The 17,936-nt window shown below is 65.6% G+C and carries 14 protein-coding genes; 11 read left to right on the top strand and 3 right to left on the bottom strand.

Annotated features, from left to right (window positions below):
* Positions 1-292: glucuronate isomerase (locus tag LCF40_RS09910; RefSeq protein ID WP_224828344.1), on the bottom strand; the 292-nt coding region annotated here is incomplete at its 3' end.
* A 184-nt stretch (positions 293-476) separates the two neighbouring features.
* On the opposite strand from LCF40_RS09910, the gene LCF40_RS09905 reads away from it, so the two are divergent.
* From LCF40_RS09905 to LCF40_RS09860, 10 genes are all read left to right on the top strand, one after another.
* On the top strand, positions 477-1,238 hold the full coding sequence (locus LCF40_RS09905) for an IclR family transcriptional regulator (RefSeq protein WP_224828343.1): 762 nt from the start codon (positions 477-479) through the stop codon (positions 1,236-1,238).
* A 211-nt stretch (positions 1,239-1,449) separates the two neighbouring features.
* Complete coding sequence (locus LCF40_RS09900; protein ID WP_224828342.1) at positions 1,450-2,910, top strand: endo-1,4-beta-xylanase; 1,461 nt, start codon at positions 1,450-1,452, stop codon at positions 2,908-2,910.
* A 216-nt stretch (positions 2,911-3,126) separates the two neighbouring features.
* Positions 3,127-5,391, top strand: coding sequence for a glycoside hydrolase family 3 N-terminal domain-containing protein (locus LCF40_RS09895; RefSeq protein WP_345777851.1), 2,265 nt, complete (start codon positions 3,127-3,129; stop codon positions 5,389-5,391).
* 31 nt (positions 5,392-5,422) lie between these two features.
* Complete coding sequence (locus LCF40_RS09890; protein WP_224828340.1) at positions 5,423-6,508, top strand: mannonate dehydratase; 1,086 nt, start codon at positions 5,423-5,425, stop codon at positions 6,506-6,508.
* Between the two features lie 30 nt (positions 6,509-6,538).
* Positions 6,539-7,612: a D-xylose 1-dehydrogenase Gfo6 gene (gfo6, locus tag LCF40_RS09885; RefSeq protein ID WP_224828339.1), complete on the top strand. Its 1,074-nt coding sequence runs from the start codon at positions 6,539-6,541 to the stop codon at positions 7,610-7,612.
* Between the two features lie 318 nt (positions 7,613-7,930).
* Complete coding sequence (gene xacF / locus LCF40_RS09880; protein ID WP_224828338.1) at positions 7,931-9,379, top strand: 2,5-dioxovalerate dehydrogenase; 1,449 nt, start codon at positions 7,931-7,933, stop codon at positions 9,377-9,379.
* Positions 9,380-9,544: 165 nt separating this feature from the next.
* Positions 9,545-10,618, top strand: a complete 1,074-nt coding sequence (gfo6, locus tag LCF40_RS09875; protein ID WP_224828337.1) for a D-xylose 1-dehydrogenase Gfo6 — start codon at positions 9,545-9,547, stop codon at positions 10,616-10,618.
* A 94-nt stretch (positions 10,619-10,712) separates the two neighbouring features.
* A complete protein-coding gene (locus LCF40_RS09870) occupies positions 10,713-11,561 on the top strand; it encodes a sugar phosphate isomerase/epimerase family protein (RefSeq protein ID WP_224828336.1) in 849 nt (282 codons plus the stop codon).
* A 55-nt stretch (positions 11,562-11,616) separates the two neighbouring features.
* Positions 11,617-12,825: an enolase C-terminal domain-like protein gene (locus tag LCF40_RS09865; RefSeq protein WP_224828335.1), complete on the top strand. Its 1,209-nt coding sequence runs from the start codon at positions 11,617-11,619 to the stop codon at positions 12,823-12,825.
* Positions 12,822-13,853, top strand: a complete 1,032-nt coding sequence (locus LCF40_RS09860; RefSeq protein WP_224828334.1) for an LLM class flavin-dependent oxidoreductase — start codon at positions 12,822-12,824, stop codon at positions 13,851-13,853. Before LCF40_RS09865 ends, LCF40_RS09860 begins: the two co-directional genes overlap by 4 nt.
* A gap of 637 nt (positions 13,854-14,490) precedes the next feature.
* On the opposite strand, the gene LCF40_RS09855 is transcribed toward LCF40_RS09860, so the two are convergent.
* Together LCF40_RS09855 and LCF40_RS09850 are read right to left on the bottom strand one after the other, a co-directional pair.
* Positions 14,491-15,477 carry an LLM class flavin-dependent oxidoreductase gene (locus LCF40_RS09855; protein ID WP_224828333.1) on the bottom strand — a complete coding sequence of 329 codons (987 nt, stop codon included), beginning with the start codon at positions 15,475-15,477 and terminating at the stop codon, positions 14,491-14,493.
* A gap of 150 nt (positions 15,478-15,627) precedes the next feature.
* The gene (locus tag LCF40_RS09850; RefSeq protein WP_224828332.1) at positions 15,628-15,831 is read right to left on the bottom strand and encodes a hypothetical protein; all 204 of its coding nucleotides are present in this window, start codon (positions 15,829-15,831) and stop codon (positions 15,628-15,630) included.
* A gap of 155 nt (positions 15,832-15,986) precedes the next feature.
* Here LCF40_RS09850 and LCF40_RS09845 point away from each other — a divergent pair, with 155 nt between their 5' ends.
* Positions 15,987-17,909 carry an ABC transporter substrate-binding protein gene (locus LCF40_RS09845; protein WP_224828331.1) on the top strand — a complete coding sequence of 641 codons (1,923 nt, stop codon included), beginning with the start codon at positions 15,987-15,989 and terminating at the stop codon, positions 17,907-17,909.
* The last annotated feature ends 27 nt before the right edge of the window (positions 17,910-17,936 follow it).

Genomic DNA, 17,936 nt, shown 5'->3' with positions numbered 1-17,936 from the left:
TGGGGTTGCCGGCGAAAGAGGGGAAGACCTCCGCTAAGGCCTCCCACTTCTCTCGGTTCGAGGCGTCACCCGTGATTCGTCGCTCGGGGACGCCCCGGTTGCGCATCAAGGCCCAGACGTAGTGGTCGGTCGCGCCCTCGACCTCCCAGACGTCGTCCCAGCCGTCGTCGTCGACGATCTCGCGGACGTCGGCGTGGGTGTGGGGATCCACGATCGGGAGGTCGGCGATCTCCCCGTAGAGGCTCCGTGCGGCCTCGGTCTCGAGCAGGTAGTCGTCGTCGATAAATCCCATACCGGTACTGTCCGGCTGTCGATCATAAAGCTTGGCTCCCGCTCTGACAGCGATGGATCCATTATAGTTGGATAGATTTTCCAACGGGTCGGCTGCCCGGTCGCTCCCCCATTGCGGGCGAATCGGCTGCCCTCGAGCCGAGCCGTGCAGTCAGTTCTAAGTAGCGTCGGGGAGTACTCGCTCCATGGGCGGTACAACGGGGCAATCGCTGACGTCGGTCGAGACGGCGTTCACGATCGTTGGACGACTCGCGGAGGTGGGGTGGACGACGCCGACGGAACTCGCCGACGCCCTCGAGATGCCCACGAGCACGGCCCACGTCTATCTCAAGACGATGGCGGAGGCGGGATATCTGGCGAGGGCGGACGGCCGGTACCGGCTGAGTCTCCGCTTTCTCTGTCACGGTGCCCACCTGCGCCGCGAGTTCGAGATCTACGAGGTCGCCGGCCCCGAACTCGCTTCGCTCGCGGAGGCGACCGGCGAGGTCGCGAGCCTCGGGATCGAGGAGGGCGGCGAGCGGGTCCTCCTCGACAAGGTCGAGGGGGAGAACGCGGTCTACGACAAGGCGCCGACGGGGGAGTTCACCCGCATGCACTGGACCTCGCTGGGGAAGACGATCCTCGCACACCTCCCCGAGGAGCGCGTCCACGCGATCGTCGACGACCACGGCCTGCCGGAGGCGACCGAGCGGACGATCACCGACCGCGACGAGCTGTTCGCCGAACTCGAGTCGATCCGGGAGAGCGGCTACGCGATCGAGGACGAGGAGCGCCGGGAGAACATCCGGGCGGTCGCCGTCCCGATCTTCACCGACGGCGCGGTCGCCGGCTCGATCTCGGTCTCGGGTCCCGTCTCTCGGTTCTCCGACGCCCGGATCGGGACGGAGCTGGTCGCCGCCCTCGAGGACCGTGCGAACGTGATCGAACTGCGGCTCCGTCACTACTGACACCTCGCTTTTGATTACGTCCGTATGGCTGTAATTTTATCGTCGTACGGTTCCCGCGGAGGTGGACCGATCAGCTCCGCCGGAAGGATCCAATATGGATGGATATGGAGGTGGGAGGTCGACGGGCCGGATTCGTCGATCACTGCAACAATCAGTTTTATAGTCCATACGTCCGTTCCCCGACACGGTACCCGGAGTACCACCAATAACCATGACTAACCCCTCCGATTCAGACGACGGTATCGACCGCCGACGCTATCTCCAGTTGGCCGGCGCGGCGGGCCTGCTCGCCGCCGGTTCCGGCACCGCCGGCGCCGCCCGGCCGACCGACCACACTACGGCCGCCGCGAACGCGCTGGCCGCGGCCGACGACTGGGAGGCGGCGGCCGACGAGCGGATCGCCGACCACCGGATGGCCGACCTCGCGGTCGAGGTCGTCGACGACGAGGGCGAGCCCATAGAGGGCGCCCAGGTCGAGGTCTCGATGACCGACCACGCCTACGAGTTCGGCACGATGATCGCCGCCGAGTTCCTCACCAACGGCACCGAGTGGGGCGAGGAGATCTATACCCCCGAGGATCAGGCGAAGTATCAGGAGACCGTCGAGGACCTGTTCAACACGGTCGTCCTCGAGAACCTCCACAAGTGGAACCTGTGGGAGGACAACGCGGGAATCGCCGACGAGGCCGTCGACTGGGCGATCGAGCGCGGGATGGACGTCCGCGGACACGTCTGTCTGTGGGGCAACGTCGGCGCCTACGCGATCCCGGCGGACGTCGTCGAGGCGATGGGCGTCGAGTGGGAGGCCGGCGGGGCGACCGACCCCGACCACGATCCGGAGTACGTCGTCGAGCGCTCGATGGATCACATCGAGACGATCATCACCCACTACGGCGACGACATCGCGGAGTGGGAGATCACCAACGAGGTCATCCACCAGCCCGCGATGATCGAGGCCGTCGAGGGCGAGGACGTCGACCCCGTCGAGGCCGAGATCCTCGGCGACTGGTTCGAACACGCCCAGACGGTCGCCGACGAGGAGGGCGTCGACATCGCGATCAACGACTACAACACGCTCGCGGGCGGCTACGAGGACACCCGCGACACCTACGAGCGCCAGATCGAGTACCTGGTCGAGGAGCGGGGAATCGACCTCGACGGCGTCGGCTTCCAGTGCCACTTCGCCGACGACGAACGACTCTCCCCCGCGGAGATCACGGCGGGACTCGACCGCTACGAGGGGTACGGCGCCGGATTCCGGGCGACCGAGTTCGACACCTTCCAGGGCGACTGGGCGGACCCCGAGGAACAGGGCGAGTACCTCCGGACGTTCCTGAAGGCCTTCTTCAGCCATCCCGGGACCGATTCCTTCCTCGTCTGGGGTCACTGGGACGGCGTCCACTGGGCGCCCGACTACGACGGCTCCGAGCCCGACGGCGTCCTCTTCGACCAGGAGTGGAATCCCAAGCCCGCCCACGACCACTACACCGACCTTGTCTTCGGGGAGTGGTGGACCGACGAGGACGGCGAGACCGACGGCGGGAGCTACGAGACCCGCGCGTTCAAGGGCGACTACGAGATCACCGTCTGCCACGCCGGCACCGAGCGGACGGTCGAGGCGACGGTCACGGAGGACGAGACGGTCACCGTCAGCCCCTACGAGGAGTCGTAGACTCGTCTCACTCGGCGACTCCACGATTTCGCCCTTTCGTCCGGCGGCTCGTAGAGTCGGCCTTTATTCGGTGAGCCGGGGCCTCACCCACCCGCTGTCAGAAACACTAAGTCCGCCGCCCGCGAGGGCGAAGACGTGACACGAGACGACGCCCATCCGACGTACCGCGACGCCGAGGCGCCGGTCGACCGACGCGTCGAGGACCTGCTCTCCCGGATGACGGTCGAGGAGAAGGCGGCACAGCTCGGATCGGTCAACGCGGATCGCGTGATCGAGGACGGCGAGGTCGACCGCGAGGCCGCCCAGCAGTGGCTCGGCGACGGGATCGGCCACCTCACCCGGATCGGCGGCGAGGGCGGCTTGGCGCCCGCCGAGGCCGCGCGGGTGACCAACGAGCTTCAGGAGATCCTGGGCGAAACCCGGCTGGGAGTGCCCGCGATCCCCCACGAGGAGTGTCTGAGCGGGTATATGGGTCCGGAGGCGACGACGTTCCCCCAGATGATCGGGATGGCGAGCACCTGGAACCCCGAGTTGCTGGGTGAGGTCACCCACACGATCCGGGGCGAACTCGAGGCACTCGGAACGGTTCACGCGCTTTCTCCTGTATTGGACGTCGCGCGTGACCTCCGGTGGGGCCGTGTCGAGGAGACGTTCGGCGAGGACCCCTATCTGATCGCACGGATGGCCGCCGAGTACGTCACGGGGCTCCAGGGCGAGGGCCGTGAGGACGGAATCAGTGCCACGCTCAAACACTTCGTCGGCCACGGCGCGACCGACGGCGGGAAGAACCGCTCGTCGCTCAACGTCGGTCCCCGGGAACTCCGCGAGACCCACCTCTTTCCCTACGAGGCGGTGATCGCCGAAGCCGGTGCCGAGTCGGTGATGAACGCCTACCACGACATCGATGGCGTCCCGTGTGCGAGCTCGGAGTGGCTCCTGACCGACGTCCTGCGGGGCGAGTTCGGGTTCGACGGCACCGTCGTCTCGGACTACTACAGCGTCCGCCACCTGGAGACCGAACACCGCGTCGCCGAGACCAAGCCGGAAGCGGGAGCCGCGGCCGTCGAGGCGGGGATCGACGTCGAACTCCCCTACACCGACTACTACGGCGAGTTCCTGGTCGAGGCCGTCGAGAACGGCAACCTCGCAGAGGAAACCCTCGACACCTCCGTCCGCCGCGTCCTCCGCGAGAAGGTCCGAAAGGGCGTCCTCGACGATCCGATGGCCGATCCCGACGCCGCCGCCGACGCCTTCCACACCGAGGCGGCCCGCGAGGTCACCGCCCGCGCGGCCCGCCAGTCGATGACGCTGCTGAAAAACGACGACCTCCTTCCACTCGAGGGCGTCGAGTCGGTCGCCGCGATCGGACCGAAAGTCGACGACCCCAAGGAGCTGATGGGCGACTACGCCTACGCCGCCCACTACCCCGAGGAGGAGTACGAGGCCGACGCTGTCACGCCGCTTGCGGCCCTCGAAGAGCGCGAGGGGATTTCCGTGAGTCACGAGCAGGGCGGTACGATCTCGGGACCCTCCACGGAGGGGTTCGACGACGCCGTCGCAGCGGCCGACGACGCGGACGTCGCGCTGGCGTTCGTCGGCGCGCGCTCGGCCGTGGACTTCTCGGACGTGGAGGCCGACCAGGAGGAGAAACCGAGCGTCCCCACGAGCGGCGAGGGCTGTGACGTCACCGACCTCGGGCTTCCGGGGGTCCAGGACGAACTCGTTTCCCGCCTCGCCGAGACCGACACCCCGCTCGCGGTCGTCGTCGTCAGCGGCAAGCCCCACTCGATCGAGGACATCGCGGAGAGCGAGGGCGTCGACGCCGTCCTCTACGCGTGGCTTCCCGGCGACGAGGGCGGTCCCGCAATCGCCGACACCCTCTTCGGCGAGACGAACCCCGGCGGGCGCCTTCCCGTCTCACTGGCGAAGTCCGTCGGCCAGCTCCCGGTCTACTACAACCGGAAGGAAAACACCGCCGAGAAAGAGTACGTCTACACCGACAGCGAGCCGGTCTACCCCTTCGGCTACGGCCTTTCCTACACCGACTTCTCCTACGACGAGTTCTCGCTTTCGACGGAGTCGGTCGCCCCGCTCGGCGAGTTCGAGGCGAGCGTCACGGTCGAAAACGTCGGCGACCGGGCGGGAAGCGAGGTCGTCCAGCTGTATGCCACCCCCGAGAACCCGAGCCAGGCCCGGCCGGTCCAGGAACTGATCGCCTTCGAGCGCGTCGAGCTCGAGGCCGGAGAGTCCGCGCGGGTCACGTTCTCGCTGTCGGCGACCCAGCTGGCCTTCCACGACCTGGCGATGGACCTCGCGGTCGAGGAGGGCGACTACGAACTTCGAGTCGGCCGATCGGCCGCCGACATCGAAGCGAGCGACTCCCTCTCGGTTACCGGGACGAAGCGGGTTCCGCGAAGCGGCCGGACCTACTTCGCGGAGAGCGCAGTCGAGGAGGCGGCGGGCAGCGGGGGGAGCCAGTAGGGTTTTGGGCCGTCCCCCGCCTACGACGGGTATGGCCGACACACACACCCCCGACGGGGACCGGGATCGAGAGGCGGAGGCCGGCGCGGACGTCCGGGTGGGCGTCCGGACGCGGTCCTTGTCGCCCCCGCGCCTGCGATATATCCGCCAGTTAGGCGCGACCGACGTCTTCGTCGATCACGCGGACGTCGACGAGGAGCCCGACGAGTTCAACGACCGCGAGGCCTCGGTCACCCTCGAGGTCGGCCGAGACGCGATCCCCTCCGTGGCCGAGTTGGTAGAGGCCCGCGAGCACGTCGAGGCCGCCGGCCTCACCCTCACCGGGATCCAGTCGCTGCCGTACTCGCTGTACGGCGACGTGATGTTCGACCGCGAGGGCAAGGAGGACGTCATCGAACAGATCGCGACACTGATCCGCAATCTGGGCGAAGCGGGAATCCCGATTCTGGGCTACCAGTGGAACCCCCGCGGGGTCGTACCGATGCGGACAACGCCCGTCGAGATCCGCGGGGGCGCGACCGGAACCGCCTTCGACTACGACGAACTCGAGGCACCCGACGAACTCGCCCCCGGCATCGACCGGGAGTACACCGAGGAAGAGTTCTGGGAGAACTATCAGTACTTCCTCGAGCAGGTCCTGCCCGTCGCCGAGGAGGCGGGCGTCGATCTGGCACTGCATCCGGTCGATCCCCCCGTCCTCGAGTCGATGTGTGGCATCCCGCGGCTCTGTCGGAGCGTCGAGAACTTCGAGAAGGCGATGGAGCTCGTTCCGAGCGACAATCACGGACTCAAGCTCTGTTTGGGCTGTTTCTCCCAGATGGGCGAGGACGTCGAGGAGGTTCTGCGAACGTTCGGCGCCCGCGACGAGATCGTTTTCATCCACTTCCGGGATGTCGAAGGGGAAGTACCGAGATTCCACGAGACGTTCGTCGACGAGGGCAACTTCGACACGCCGGACGTGGTCCGGACGCTTCACGAGATCGGCTACGAGGGAGCCGTGATCCCGGATCACGTTCCGCTGATGGAGGGCGACGACGACTGGCGCCACCGCGGGCGGGGCTTTACCGTCGGCTACCTCCGTGGGGTCATCGACACCGTTCGATCGGAACGCCGGTAATTTATTACGGACCGTGTAAACCGTCCGGGTATGGTATCAGACGGCATCCGGGAGGTTCTCGACTCGTTTCCCCACCGCGACTGGGCGGAGTCCGAGGAGGACGCCGGCCCGATCCGCTTCGCGATGGTCGGGCTGGGCTGGTGGACCCGCGATCAGGCGATGCCCGCCGTCGCCGACTCCGGCAGGTGTGAGACGACGGTCGTCGTCAGCGGCTCCGCCGAGAAAGCCGAGGAAGTGGCCGACGACGAGGAGACCGTCGAGGCGGGACTCACCTACGAGGCGTTCCAGGACGGGGAGGCACGCGACGCCTACGACGCGGTCTACGTCTGTACGCCCAACGCCCGCCATCTCGAGCACGTCGAGGCCGCTGCGGAGTTCGGCAAGGCCGTCCTCTGTGAGAAACCGATGGAGGCGACCGTCGAGCGAAGCGAGGACCTCGTCGACGCCTGCGAGGACGTCCCGGCGATGATCGCCTACCGGATGCATACCGAGCCGGTCGTCCGCCGGGCGCGCGAACTCGTTCGAGCAGGCGCGATCGGCGAGCCGGTTCACGTCCACGGCGACATGTCCCAGAGCATCGTCGGCTGGGGCGCCGATCAGTGGCGCCTTGATCCAGACCTCGCGGGCTACGGAACGAGCGTGATGGATCTCGGCATCTACTCGGTCAACACCGCCCGCTTCGTCCTCGACCGGGATCCCGTCTCCGCGACGGCGACGATGCGAAGCAGCCACGACTACTTCGCGGAGGTTCCCGACGAGGTCGCCGCCTTCACCGTCGCCTACGAGGACGCTATTCTCGCGAGTTTCACCGCGAGCCAGAACGCGGATCTGGGAAGCTTCCTCCGGATCGTCGGCTCGGAGGGGACGCTGTTGATCGAGCCCGCATTCCACGGCGAATGCACTCTCGAGCTATCAGTCGGAGAGACGACCGTCGAGATCGACTCGCCGGAGGTCGATCAGATGGAAGAGGAGTTCGAGTACTTCGCCGACTGCCTGCTTGCCGACCGCGAGCCCGAAGCCACGCCCGCACACGGCCTCGTCGACATGCGGGCGCTCGCGGCGATCTACGAGTCGGCCGAAACCGGCGAACGGGTCGAGTGCTGACGGGTCCTGTTCTCCGAAAGTACACCTCCGTGTTCTATACACGAACACAGTTCGGGTGTCGAACATTCCTGTTCGATCTGGCCCGCCGTTCTCTCACGTTCCTACGGCTGTAACAGGGCCGAGATCGGCGCTTCCGTCGACGGGGCCGTCGGACGGGGATCGGTCGGCGCCGAACCGGCGTCGTGGCGGCTCCAACACATAGGGAACGCCCCCCTCTTTCTCCACCAACCGGGTTCGCTGCTCGAGGACCATCGCCGAGCCGCGGCGAACCCCGCCCGAACCGTAAGGGACGTGTACCGGGACGCCGAACCGACGCCCGTGAGCGAAACAAACCGGAACTACGTGGGCGGCGAGTGGACGGAGGCAGGGACGGGCGAGACCTTCGAGACGGTCAACCCCGCGGACCCCTCCGAGACAGTGGCGGAGTACCAGCAATCGGACGAAGAGGACGCCGCCGAAGCCGTCGAGGCCGCGGCGGCGGCCGAAGACGAGTGGGCGAACACGCCCGCGCCCCAGCGGGGGGCGATCCTGCGCGAGGCCGCGGGAATCCTCGCCGACCGGAAACAGGAGCTCACCGAGGAGCTGACCCGCGAGGAGGGGAAAACGCACGCGGAAGCGGGTGGCGAGGTCCAGCGGACGATCGACATCTTCTACTACTACGCCGAGAAGACCCGCGACCTCGGCGGGAAGGTAAAATCGGCGAGCGCGCCCCAGACGAACCTGTATACCGTAGCGGAGCCCGTGGGCGTCGCAGGGCTGATCACGCCGTGGAACTACCCCATCGCGATTCCCGCATGGAAGATCGCGCCCGCGCTCGCGGCGGGTAACACCTTGGTGCACAAGCCCGCCTCGATCGCGGCGGGTCCCTCCGTCGCGATCTTCGAGGCGCTCGACGAGGCGGGGCTCCCCGATGGCGTCGCGAACTTGGTGACGGGACCGGGCAGCAGCGTCGGGGACACGATCTCGACCCACGACGAGGTCGACGCCGTATCGTTCACCGGATCGGGCGAGGTCGGCCAGATGGTGTACGACGCGGCGACCCAGGCGGGCAAGCGCGCCCAGACCGAGATGGGCGGCAAGAACCCCACGGTGGTCTCCTCGAGCGCGGACGTCGAAGAAGCAGCGGAGATCGTCGCCAACGGCCGCTTCGGCGTCACCGGCCAAGCCTGCACGGCGTGCTCCAGAGCGATCGTCCACACCGATGTCTATGAAGAGTTCGTCGAGGCCATCGTCGAGGAGGCCGAGAGCATCGAGGTCGGCCCCGGTGACGAGTACGACATGGGCCCGCAGGTCTCCGAGGACGAACTCGAGGGCACCCTCGAGTACATCGACGTCGCCGAAAAGGAGGGTGCCCGCCTGGTCACCGGCGGCGACACCCTGTCGGGCGACCGCTTCGGTGAGGGCTACTTCGTCGAGCCCACCGTGTTCGCCGACGTCGAAAGCGATTACCGCATTGCCCAGGAGGAAGTGTTCGGACCCGTCCTCGCCGTGATCGAGGTCGACGACTTCGAGGAAGGGCTCGAGGTCGCGAACGACGTGCGCTACGGGCTCTCCGCATCGATCGTCACCGACGACCACACGGAAGCCGAGCGGTTCGTCGACGAGATCGAGGCCGGGGTCGCGAAGGTCAACGCGAAGACGACCGGACTCGAGCTTCACGTGCCCTTCGGCGGGTTCAAGGAGTCCTCCTCGGAGACCTGGCGCGAGCAGGGCGACGCGGGGCTGGAGTTCTACACGATCGACAAGACCGTCTACGACAACTTCTGAGGTCGTCGGCGGACCGTTTTCGCGTCTCTCTTTCTCGCCCGTCCGTTCGAGAGCATCGCGTTCCAGGAACCATATTATATATGTCTATTTCGATTACCTCGACAGATACTGATATTATCCGCCACGGATCGAATCACTTTACCACCGGTCACCGTATGGGCGCGTATGGACCTGGCAACCGGGATCGGCGATTTCTCGCGGCGGGACTGGCAGCGTATCGAGGACGGGGAGCTCCGGTTCGCTCTGATCGGGCTGGGCTGGTGGACCGTCGACGTCGCGATCCCGGCGATCGAGGAGAGCGACCTCTGTGCGACGGCCGTGCTCGTGAGCAGTTCGACCGAGAAGGCCGAACGGATCGCGGCCGAAAACGGCGTCGAGACCGGGATCTCCTACGAGGAGTTCCACGACGGCGAAGCGGCCGAGGAGTACGACGCGGTCTACGTCGGGACGCCCAATGCCCTCCACCTCGAGTATGTCGAGACCGCTGCCGAGTACGGCAAGGCAGTGCTCTGTGAGAAACCCCTCGAGGCGACCGTCGAGCGCGCCGAGAAACTGGTCGAAGCCGCGGAGGGAGAGGTTCCGCTGATGACGGCCTACCGGATGCAGACCGAGCCCGCGGTCCGGCGGGCGCGGGAGTTGATCGAGGCTGGGTTCGTCGGGGAGCCCGTCTCCGTGCGGAGTACCAACACCCAGCCGCTGCTCGAGATGATCCCCGACCCCGATCAGTGGCGGCTGAATCCCGACCTGGCTGGATACGGCGCGAGCGTGATGGACCTGGGGATCTACTCGATCAACACCGCACGATACCTCCTCGACCGGGAGCCGGTCTTGGCGCGGGCGACGATGCGGTCGGACGACGAGGCCTTCGCGGACGTCCCCGACGAGGTCGCGGAGTTCACGCTCACCTTCGAGGGAGAGGTTCCCCTGGAAGCGACGGCGAGCCAGAACGCCCAGGAGGGCACCTCCCTCACGCTGATCGGGACCGAGGGTTCGATCGAACTCGATCCGGCGTTTCACGGCGAGGCGACGCTACACGTCTCGAAAGGGGACGTCCGGGCCGAAATCGAGGATACGGGAATCGACGCGACCGGTGAGATGCGCGAGGAGTTCGACTACTTCGCCGACCGCGTCCTGTCGGGCGGCGACATCGGCCCCGATGGCCACGAGGGGCTCGCGGACATGCGTGCGATCAGGGCCATTCATAACGCCGCTGACCGTGACGGAACGGTCGACATCTGAGTTCTTGTCGATATCTCGTTTATTATATTTTATTGGTGCGTAATGGGAGTACGTCGACGGAACGACTAAGTAGGGGAGCATCGAACCGCGGCGTATGCCACCACGGGACGGCCACGTCGTGTTGAGCGGGTTCGCGGACGAGATTGCCGAGTCGTTCGACGAGCAACTCGAAGTTCTAGAGCGGGAGGGGATCGGGGCGCTTGACCTCCGGACCGTAGACGGGACCGGCGTCCTCGATCTGTCCGACGAGGAGGTCGCGGAGGCACGGGGACGTCTCGACCGGGCGGGCGTTTCGGTTTCCTCGATCGGCTCGCCGATCGGGAAGATATCCATCACCGATCCCTTCGAACCCCACTTCGCGGAGTTCGAGCGCGCGGTCGAACTCGCGGGAGCGTTCGACGCCGACTACATCCGGCTGTTTTCTTACTACATCCCCGAGGGCGACGAGCCCGAGGACCACCGCGAGGAGGTCCTCCGGCGGATGGAACGGAAAGCGGAGCGCGCCGAGGAGGAAGGCGTCGTCCTCGTCCACGAGAACGAAAAGCGGATCTACGGCGATACGCCCGGACGCTGCCGAGACATCTTCGAGAGCGTGGACTCCCCGGCGTTGCGGGCTGCCTTCGACCCGGCGAACTTCCTTGAGATCGGCGTCTCGCCCTATCCGGAGGCCCTGCTCGACCTGATCGAGTACGTCCAACAGCTCCACGTCAAGGACTGCGTCTACGGCGAGGAGGGCGCGATCCGGGTCGCCGGCGAGGGCGACGGGTCGTTTCCGGAGATCGTCGCAACACTCGATCGCCGAGGGTGGGAGGGTTATGCCTCGCTCGAACCACACCTCGACGTCGCGGGCGAGCGAAGCGGCTTTTCGGGTCCCGAGGGCTACGGGCGTGCGGCGGAGGCGTTCCGGGGGATCCTCGAGGAGGGGGGCGTGAGTTACGAGTAGCCCTCGCGGTCGGGTGCCGAAACACTTTTTTCGGGGCTGGGGGTCGTATACGTCGATGGAGATCACCAGCGTCAGCGCGACGAACGTCGGGACCGAGTCGTGGGGCGAGTTCGTCGAGTTCCCGCTCGTCACCGTGATGAGCGGCTACGAGGAGTACAGAAACGCGGAGGGAGAAAACCCCCAGGCCCGCCGGAAGTGGATGGGACCGGTCGGCGATGTCGTCGTCGAGGTCGAGACCGACGCGGGGATCACGGGCGTCGGGCAGGGCAACTGGGCGACCGGCGCGATCTCGACGATCGTCGACGAAACCCTTTCCAAACTGGTCGTCGGCGAGGATCCCCGCGAGCGCGAGAAGCTCTGGGATCAGATGTACCGGGCGACGATCCCCTTCGGCCGGAAGGGTGCGGCGGTCGAGGCGATCAGTGCCGTCGACCTCGCGCTCTGGGACATCGCCGGCAAGGAAGCCGACAAACCGGTGTACGAACTGCTCGGCGGCCCTGTCGAGGAGGAGATCGACTGTTATGCGAGCAACCTCCACCCCGTCGATCACGAGACCTTGGAGCGAGAGGCCATCGAGTACGCCGAGGCCGGCTTCGAGACGATGAAACTCCGCTTTCGACACGGACCCGAGGCGGGCCGGTCGGGAATGAAAGAAAACGAGAAGATCGTCGAGACCGTCCGGGATGCCGTCGGCGACGACCTCGCCATCGCGGGCGACGCCTACATGGGGTGGTCGGTGCGCTATGCAAAGGAAATGACCCAGCGACTCGAACCCTACGACATGGCGTGGGTCGAGGAGCCGGTGATCCCCGACGACATCGACGGCTACGCGGCGGTCCGCGACGCGGCCCCGATGCCGATCTCGGGTGGCGAACACGAGTTCACCCGGTGGGGCCACGAGGAACTCCTGGAGCGTGGCGCAGTCGATATCCTCCAGCCCGACGTTCATCGGTGTGGCGGACTCACCGAGTTGTTGAAGATCGACGCGCTGGCCTCGACCCACGACGTGCCTGTAATCCCGCATACGGGTACCAACCCCCACCTCCACTTCATCGCGGCCTCGACGAACGCGCCGATGGCCGAGTACTTCCCGATCCCCGAATGGTACCAGAAGCGCCAGGGCGAGAAGGATTCGACCTACGCCGACGCGATCTACGCGAACCCGCCACAGGCCGAGGACGGTACGCTCTCGCTTCCCGAGGGGACGGGTCTGAGCGCCGAACTGAACCGCGAGGCCCTCGAACACTTCGCCGTCGAGCCATGAGCGACGTCAGCTTCGAGTTCAACGTCCCGGTGTTCGCGGGTGCCCCCGAGGACGGTGACGAGCCGGTCCACCGCGATACGCCCCGGCTCGAGGAGTTGGACTGGGAACGGACCAGGGAGTCGGTCCTGTTGGCCGAAGAGTTGGGCTTCGACGCCGCGTGGGCGCCCGACCACCTGATGCTCGGGCGCGACCAGGCGGAATACGAGTGCTGGACGCTATTGAGCGCGATCGCGGGCTTCACCGACGAGATCGATATCGGCTCGCTCGTGCTCTGTAACGACTACCGAAACCCCGCGCTGGTCGCGAAGATGGCCGCGACGCTCGACGTCGTCTCCGAGGGCCGACTTCAGCTCGGCCTGGGCGCAGGGTGGCACGAACCCGAGTACGAGGCCTACGGCTGGGAGCATCGAGACGGGTTCGAGCGCCTGATGCGCCTGGACGAGGCGATCCGGCTGATGAAGGCGATGTGGGCGACCGACCCCGGCGAGGGCGCGACGTTTTCGGGCGAGCGTTACGAGATCGAGGACGCCCACTGCGAGCCGGGTCCGATTCAGGAGCCCCATCCGCCGATTTTGGTCGGGGGGACCGGCGAGGAAGTCACCCTCAAGCTCGTCGCGAAACACGCCGACGTCTGGAACACCGACGTCTTCAACGGCGACCCCGAGACCCTCGCCCACAAGATCGGCGTCATCGAGGACCATTGCGAGACCGTCGGGCGCGACCCCGCGGAGCTCGAGTACTCCTGGGACGGTCACGTCATCTGTACGCGCGACGAGGAGCAACTGGAGGAGTTGGTCGACCTGATGACCCCCATCCAGTTCGAGGAGGAGTACCAGGACAGAGCGCCCATCAAGACCGGCGCGGACGCCCGCGAGTACTTCGTGATGGGCACCCCCGAGGAGTGTGCCGAGGCGATCGAGGAGCGCATCGACGTCGGCGTCACGAAGTTCCAGGGCTGGTTCGTCGACTTCCCCGAGACGGGGGGAATGGAGCTGTTCGCTGACGAAGTGATGCCCGCGTTCGCGTAGCACGATCCGTGAAACCCGTCCGGTAATGCCGAAGTATCCGTTACGGTGGTACGATCGTAATGCACCCTCCGGGGAGTCCGAAGGAGCCAGCTTTCTGTCGTCCTCAGCGGTCGACATCGGTTCGGACGATCACCGTCTCCACAGTCCGGTCGTCGAGACGCACGCATCTCGTCGTCCGGGTTTCGGCGTTTGGACAAGGCGGGACGTCGTGATCGGCTGCTCGAGGGATCGATACCCGGCCGGTCGATCGGCGCCGTCGGATCTTCAACGACGATATCGCTCGTCTCAGGAACCCGGTACTCGAGCGGTTCGACGGGTTCGTAGCGGGTCTGCCCGGTCTCACCGTTCGGCATGATCGGACAAATTGCCTGTGTGCTGCCTGGATCGCTGGCCGAAGAGGGACGTTCCGGAGACGTCTGGCCGTTCGCCGGATGACCAGGCGTTTCCACCCGTGGTCAGCCGCCTCGGGCGGTTCTGTTAGTTCGTCCGATCGTCGACCTCGAGTGCCCGAACGTGTGGTGCACTTAGGCGAGGGGGAGAGATCGTACTGATCTGTCGATTTCCCACAACCCTCTGTCCATTAGAGTTCTCCGGACGGGAACGATCGGAAACGGCCCGTCCGGTAATATCGGAGAAATTAGTCGATCCGCGGGATGACCTCCTCGCCGAACAGCCGGATCTGGTCCTCGACCAGGTCCTTTGGCATCCCGGAGTGGTGGAATCGAAGCGCGAGCTGGTCGAGCGGGAACCGCTCGCGGATCCCCTCGATCTGGTCGACGACCTGATCGGGCGTGCCGTAGATGAAGCGGTCGTCGGCGAGTTCCTCGAAGTCCTCGACGCTGTCAGCGGTCATCAGCGGGTGGGAAAACTCCCCGCCGTACTCCTCCATGTAGGTCTCGTGGAGGTATTCCTTGCGCTCCATCACTTCTTCTTCGGTCTTGGCTATGACGGCCTCGCGCATCAATGGATGGTCGATCTCCTCCCAGTTCTGGTCGCCGTCCGCGACGTGCTCGCGCTGGAGTTCCTTTCGGTCCTCGACGATACCGAGGTCGGCGACGACGCCGGGGACCCAGGCGTCGGAGAACTTCGCCGAACGGGCGATCTGCTTGTCTCCCCAGCCGCCGATCCACAGCGGCGGACGCGGCTCTTGGACGGTATCGGGGAGGGGTTCCCAGTCCTCGACGGTGAAAAAGGGACAGTCGTAGCTGATCGGCTCCTCGGCCTCGAAGAACTCCTCGATGAACTGGATCCCCTCGATCATCCGGCCGGCGCGCTCGTCCATCGGGACGCCGAACGCCTCGAACTCCTTTTCGACGTAACCCAGCCCGACGCCCAGCGTCAGCCGACCGTCGGAGATGTTGTCGAGCATCGCCGCCCGCTGGGCGACGTGCAGCGGGTGGTACAGCGGGAGGATCAACACGGAGGTGACGAGCTCGAGGTCCTCGGTGCCCTCGGCGATACTGGTCAGGCGCGTCAGGGGCGAGGGCCAGTAGTTGTCGCCCTCGGTGGCCTGGTGGTCGTTGACCCAGCAGGTCTCGAAGCCGACGTCCTCCGCGAGCTTACACTGGTCTACGACGCCCGTCCACCGATCGCCACCCTCGATCGGAAAGATCCCGAATTTCATGTGTCACTGTCGCTATCGCCCACACTCCTACTTACTTCTTGTGCTCCATTCCTCCGTAATCGTCGTTCGGCGTCGGGGAACTCCATGGATGCCTTCACATACGAGCCCGCTCGGAGAGGTATGATCCGCCGGGATGCTGGCGGCACCTCCCTAGAACTGGCCGAAGACGTCCCACTCGAAATAGGTGATGACGGCGGAGATCGTGAGCATCACGAGACAGAGCCCCGCCGTGATCACGGCCACGACGTACGAGCCGCTTCCGGGCTCGAGGTAGGGAGCGGAGAACGCGAGCAACACCAGGAAGAGGACGTTGACGCCGACGATCACCTTCAGGACGGGCCGGGTACGTTCCATCGGCTGGAACACGGTCGTGGGCGTGGAAATAGCTTGCTCCCGAACGGGTGTCGAAACAGCGCCGGGGTTCCGGGGAGGCAGGCGTTCGGTCGGCCGAACTCCGGAACGGCGAACTAACCGAATAGTTTATGTAGGTAGATCCGGAACCGAGGGGCATGCCATTCAGTAGCGATCGGCATCGGGAGGTCACGAGACGGGATGCTGTGAAGTACGGCCTGATCGGTGGAACCGTACTTACGGCGGGCTGTCTCGGCGGCAACGGTGGGAACGGAAACGGGAACGCCAGCGGAAACGGGAACGGCAATGGGAACGACAGCGAGAGCGGTGGCAGCAACGTCTCCGAGGACGAGTATGCCGATCCCGTCGAGGAACGCGCCGACAGACGGTTCACCAAGGCGCTCCACCGGGGAACGTACGAGATCCAGAACGCGTCCTGGAACCCCTACGATCCGACCGGGGAGATGGCGAACTTCGATCCCCCGGGACTGATCTACGACCCGCTGCTCATTCACTACCAGAGCCACGATACGTTTCAGGGTGTCATCGCCGACAACTGGGAGAAAGAAGACCAGTCGATCCTCGTCGAGCTGAACGACGACTGGACCTGGCACAACGGTGATCCGGTCACCGCCCACGACCTGAAGACCGATAGGGACATCAGCTTTCGTATCTCCGAAATCACGAGCCCGGACTCGCCGGCGAGCAGCTACATCGAGGACTACGAGGTCGTCGACGACTATGCCATCCGGTACCATCTGGTGGACGACTTCACAATCGAGTCGGTGCTGATCAACGAACTCGCGAACGGTCTCGTGATCATCAAGGAAGACTTTGGCGACCCCTCCTACGGTCAGTGGCGCGACGACCTCATGGACGCCGAGGGCGACGAGGCGACCCAGGTCGTCTCGGAGTTCCAGGAGTGGTCTCCCAGCATCGACGAGATCATCGGGAACGGTCCGTTCCAGATCAGCGAAACCACGGACACCACGTTTGTCGGCGAGGTCTACGAGGACCACCCCAACGCCGACAACATCTACTTCAGCGAGTACGCCATCGAGAGCCACGACGACAAGGTGCTCGCGTTCAACGAAGGGAACGTCGACGCGATTCCGTTCGCGCTCCCCGCCTCGCCGGACGTCATGCAACAGGTTCCCGACCACTACCGGATCAACCGCGATTACAACCACCTCTGGTCGGTCCTGTTCAACTTCGGGAACTACGATATGCCGGCCTCGCCGGCGACTAACCCGAGCCACCAGCCCATCACTGCCGACCGTCGCGTCCGCCAGGCGATCTCCTGTGCACTCAGCCGCCAGGAGATCGCGACGTCGGTTCCCGAACAGTACGAGCTCTACGAGCTTCCCCCCACCTTCCTCAACCAGACCGCAGTCGACAACGGCCGGGTCGATATCGAGGGGTACGACAACTACGATCGAGACCAGGAGCGGGCCACGACGCTCATGGAGGAGGCCGGCTTCGAGCGCCAGGATGGCCAGTGGATCGACGAGGACGGCGAACAGGCCGAGCTCATCCTGTTGGGTCAGTCGAGCGTCTCCGTCCAGGTCGACGGGCTGGACTCGGTTCAGTACCAGATGGAGGAATTCGGCTTCGACGTCTCCCTCAATGCAGTCGACGAGGCGACCTACGGTGAGAACCGGTTCAACGGCGACCACGACATCCTCTTCGACAACCATCCCATCTTCTCCGTCATGGGTCTCACGTACGTCGAGGCGATCTGGGAGTGGTTCCTCCAGTTGAACCACGCCGACTACCCCGACGGCGACTGGGAGATTCCCGCCGAGATCGGCAACCCCGACGCCGAGGAGACCATGACGATCAACGTCATGGATCAGATCCAGCAGCTCCACCTCACCGGCGACGACGAGTATCTCGCGAACCTCACGTGGTGGTACAACCAGGTCCTGCCGATGTACGGTTGCGTCGTCGGCCGGGACTACGGCGGGATTCAGGCCGAGGACTGGCACGTCGACGCGCCGGAGGAACTGCTCGACAACCGGGTCGCCGAGTTCAATCTGACGAAGGTTCCCGACGCCGAACTCATCCCCCGCCAGGAGTAGCCTGTTTCGGTCCACACATCAACCACG

It is taken from the genome of Saliphagus infecundisoli (genome assembly GCF_020177375.1).
Lineage (GTDB): Archaea > Halobacteriota > Halobacteria > Halobacteriales > Natrialbaceae > Saliphagus > Saliphagus infecundisoli.
The sequence above is the reverse complement of the archived record's forward strand: the minus strand, read 5'-3'. Positions and strand labels throughout refer to the sequence as shown.

What these genes read in the sequence shown, in the direction of transcription:
- LCF40_RS09845 (WP_224828331.1), top strand. Translation starts at nt 15,987, where the DNA reads ATGCCATTCAGTAGCGATCGGCATCGGGAGGTCACGAGACGGGATGCT.
- LCF40_RS09850 (WP_224828332.1), bottom strand. Translation starts at nt 15,831, where the DNA reads ATGGAACGTACCCGGCCCGTCCTGAAGGTGATCGTCGGCGTCAACGTC.
- LCF40_RS09865 (WP_224828335.1), top strand. Translation starts at nt 11,617, where the DNA reads ATGGAGATCACCAGCGTCAGCGCGACGAACGTCGGGACCGAGTCGTGG.
- LCF40_RS09905 (WP_224828343.1), top strand. Translation starts at nt 477, where the DNA reads ATGGGCGGTACAACGGGGCAATCGCTGACGTCGGTCGAGACGGCGTTC.
- LCF40_RS09890 (WP_224828340.1), top strand. Translation starts at nt 5,423, where the DNA reads ATGGCCGACACACACACCCCCGACGGGGACCGGGATCGAGAGGCGGAG.
- LCF40_RS09860 (WP_224828334.1), top strand. Translation starts at nt 12,822, where the DNA reads ATGAGCGACGTCAGCTTCGAGTTCAACGTCCCGGTGTTCGCGGGTGCC.
- gfo6 (WP_224828339.1), top strand. Translation starts at nt 6,539, where the DNA reads ATGGTATCAGACGGCATCCGGGAGGTTCTCGACTCGTTTCCCCACCGC.
- LCF40_RS09895 (WP_345777851.1), top strand. Translation starts at nt 3,127, where the DNA reads ATGACGGTCGAGGAGAAGGCGGCACAGCTCGGATCGGTCAACGCGGAT.
- gfo6 (WP_224828337.1), top strand. Translation starts at nt 9,545, where the DNA reads ATGGACCTGGCAACCGGGATCGGCGATTTCTCGCGGCGGGACTGGCAG.
- LCF40_RS09870 (WP_224828336.1), top strand. Translation starts at nt 10,713, where the DNA reads ATGCCACCACGGGACGGCCACGTCGTGTTGAGCGGGTTCGCGGACGAG.
- LCF40_RS09855 (WP_224828333.1), bottom strand. Translation starts at nt 15,477, where the DNA reads ATGAAATTCGGGATCTTTCCGATCGAGGGTGGCGATCGGTGGACGGGC.
- LCF40_RS09900 (WP_224828342.1), top strand. Translation starts at nt 1,450, where the DNA reads ATGACTAACCCCTCCGATTCAGACGACGGTATCGACCGCCGACGCTAT.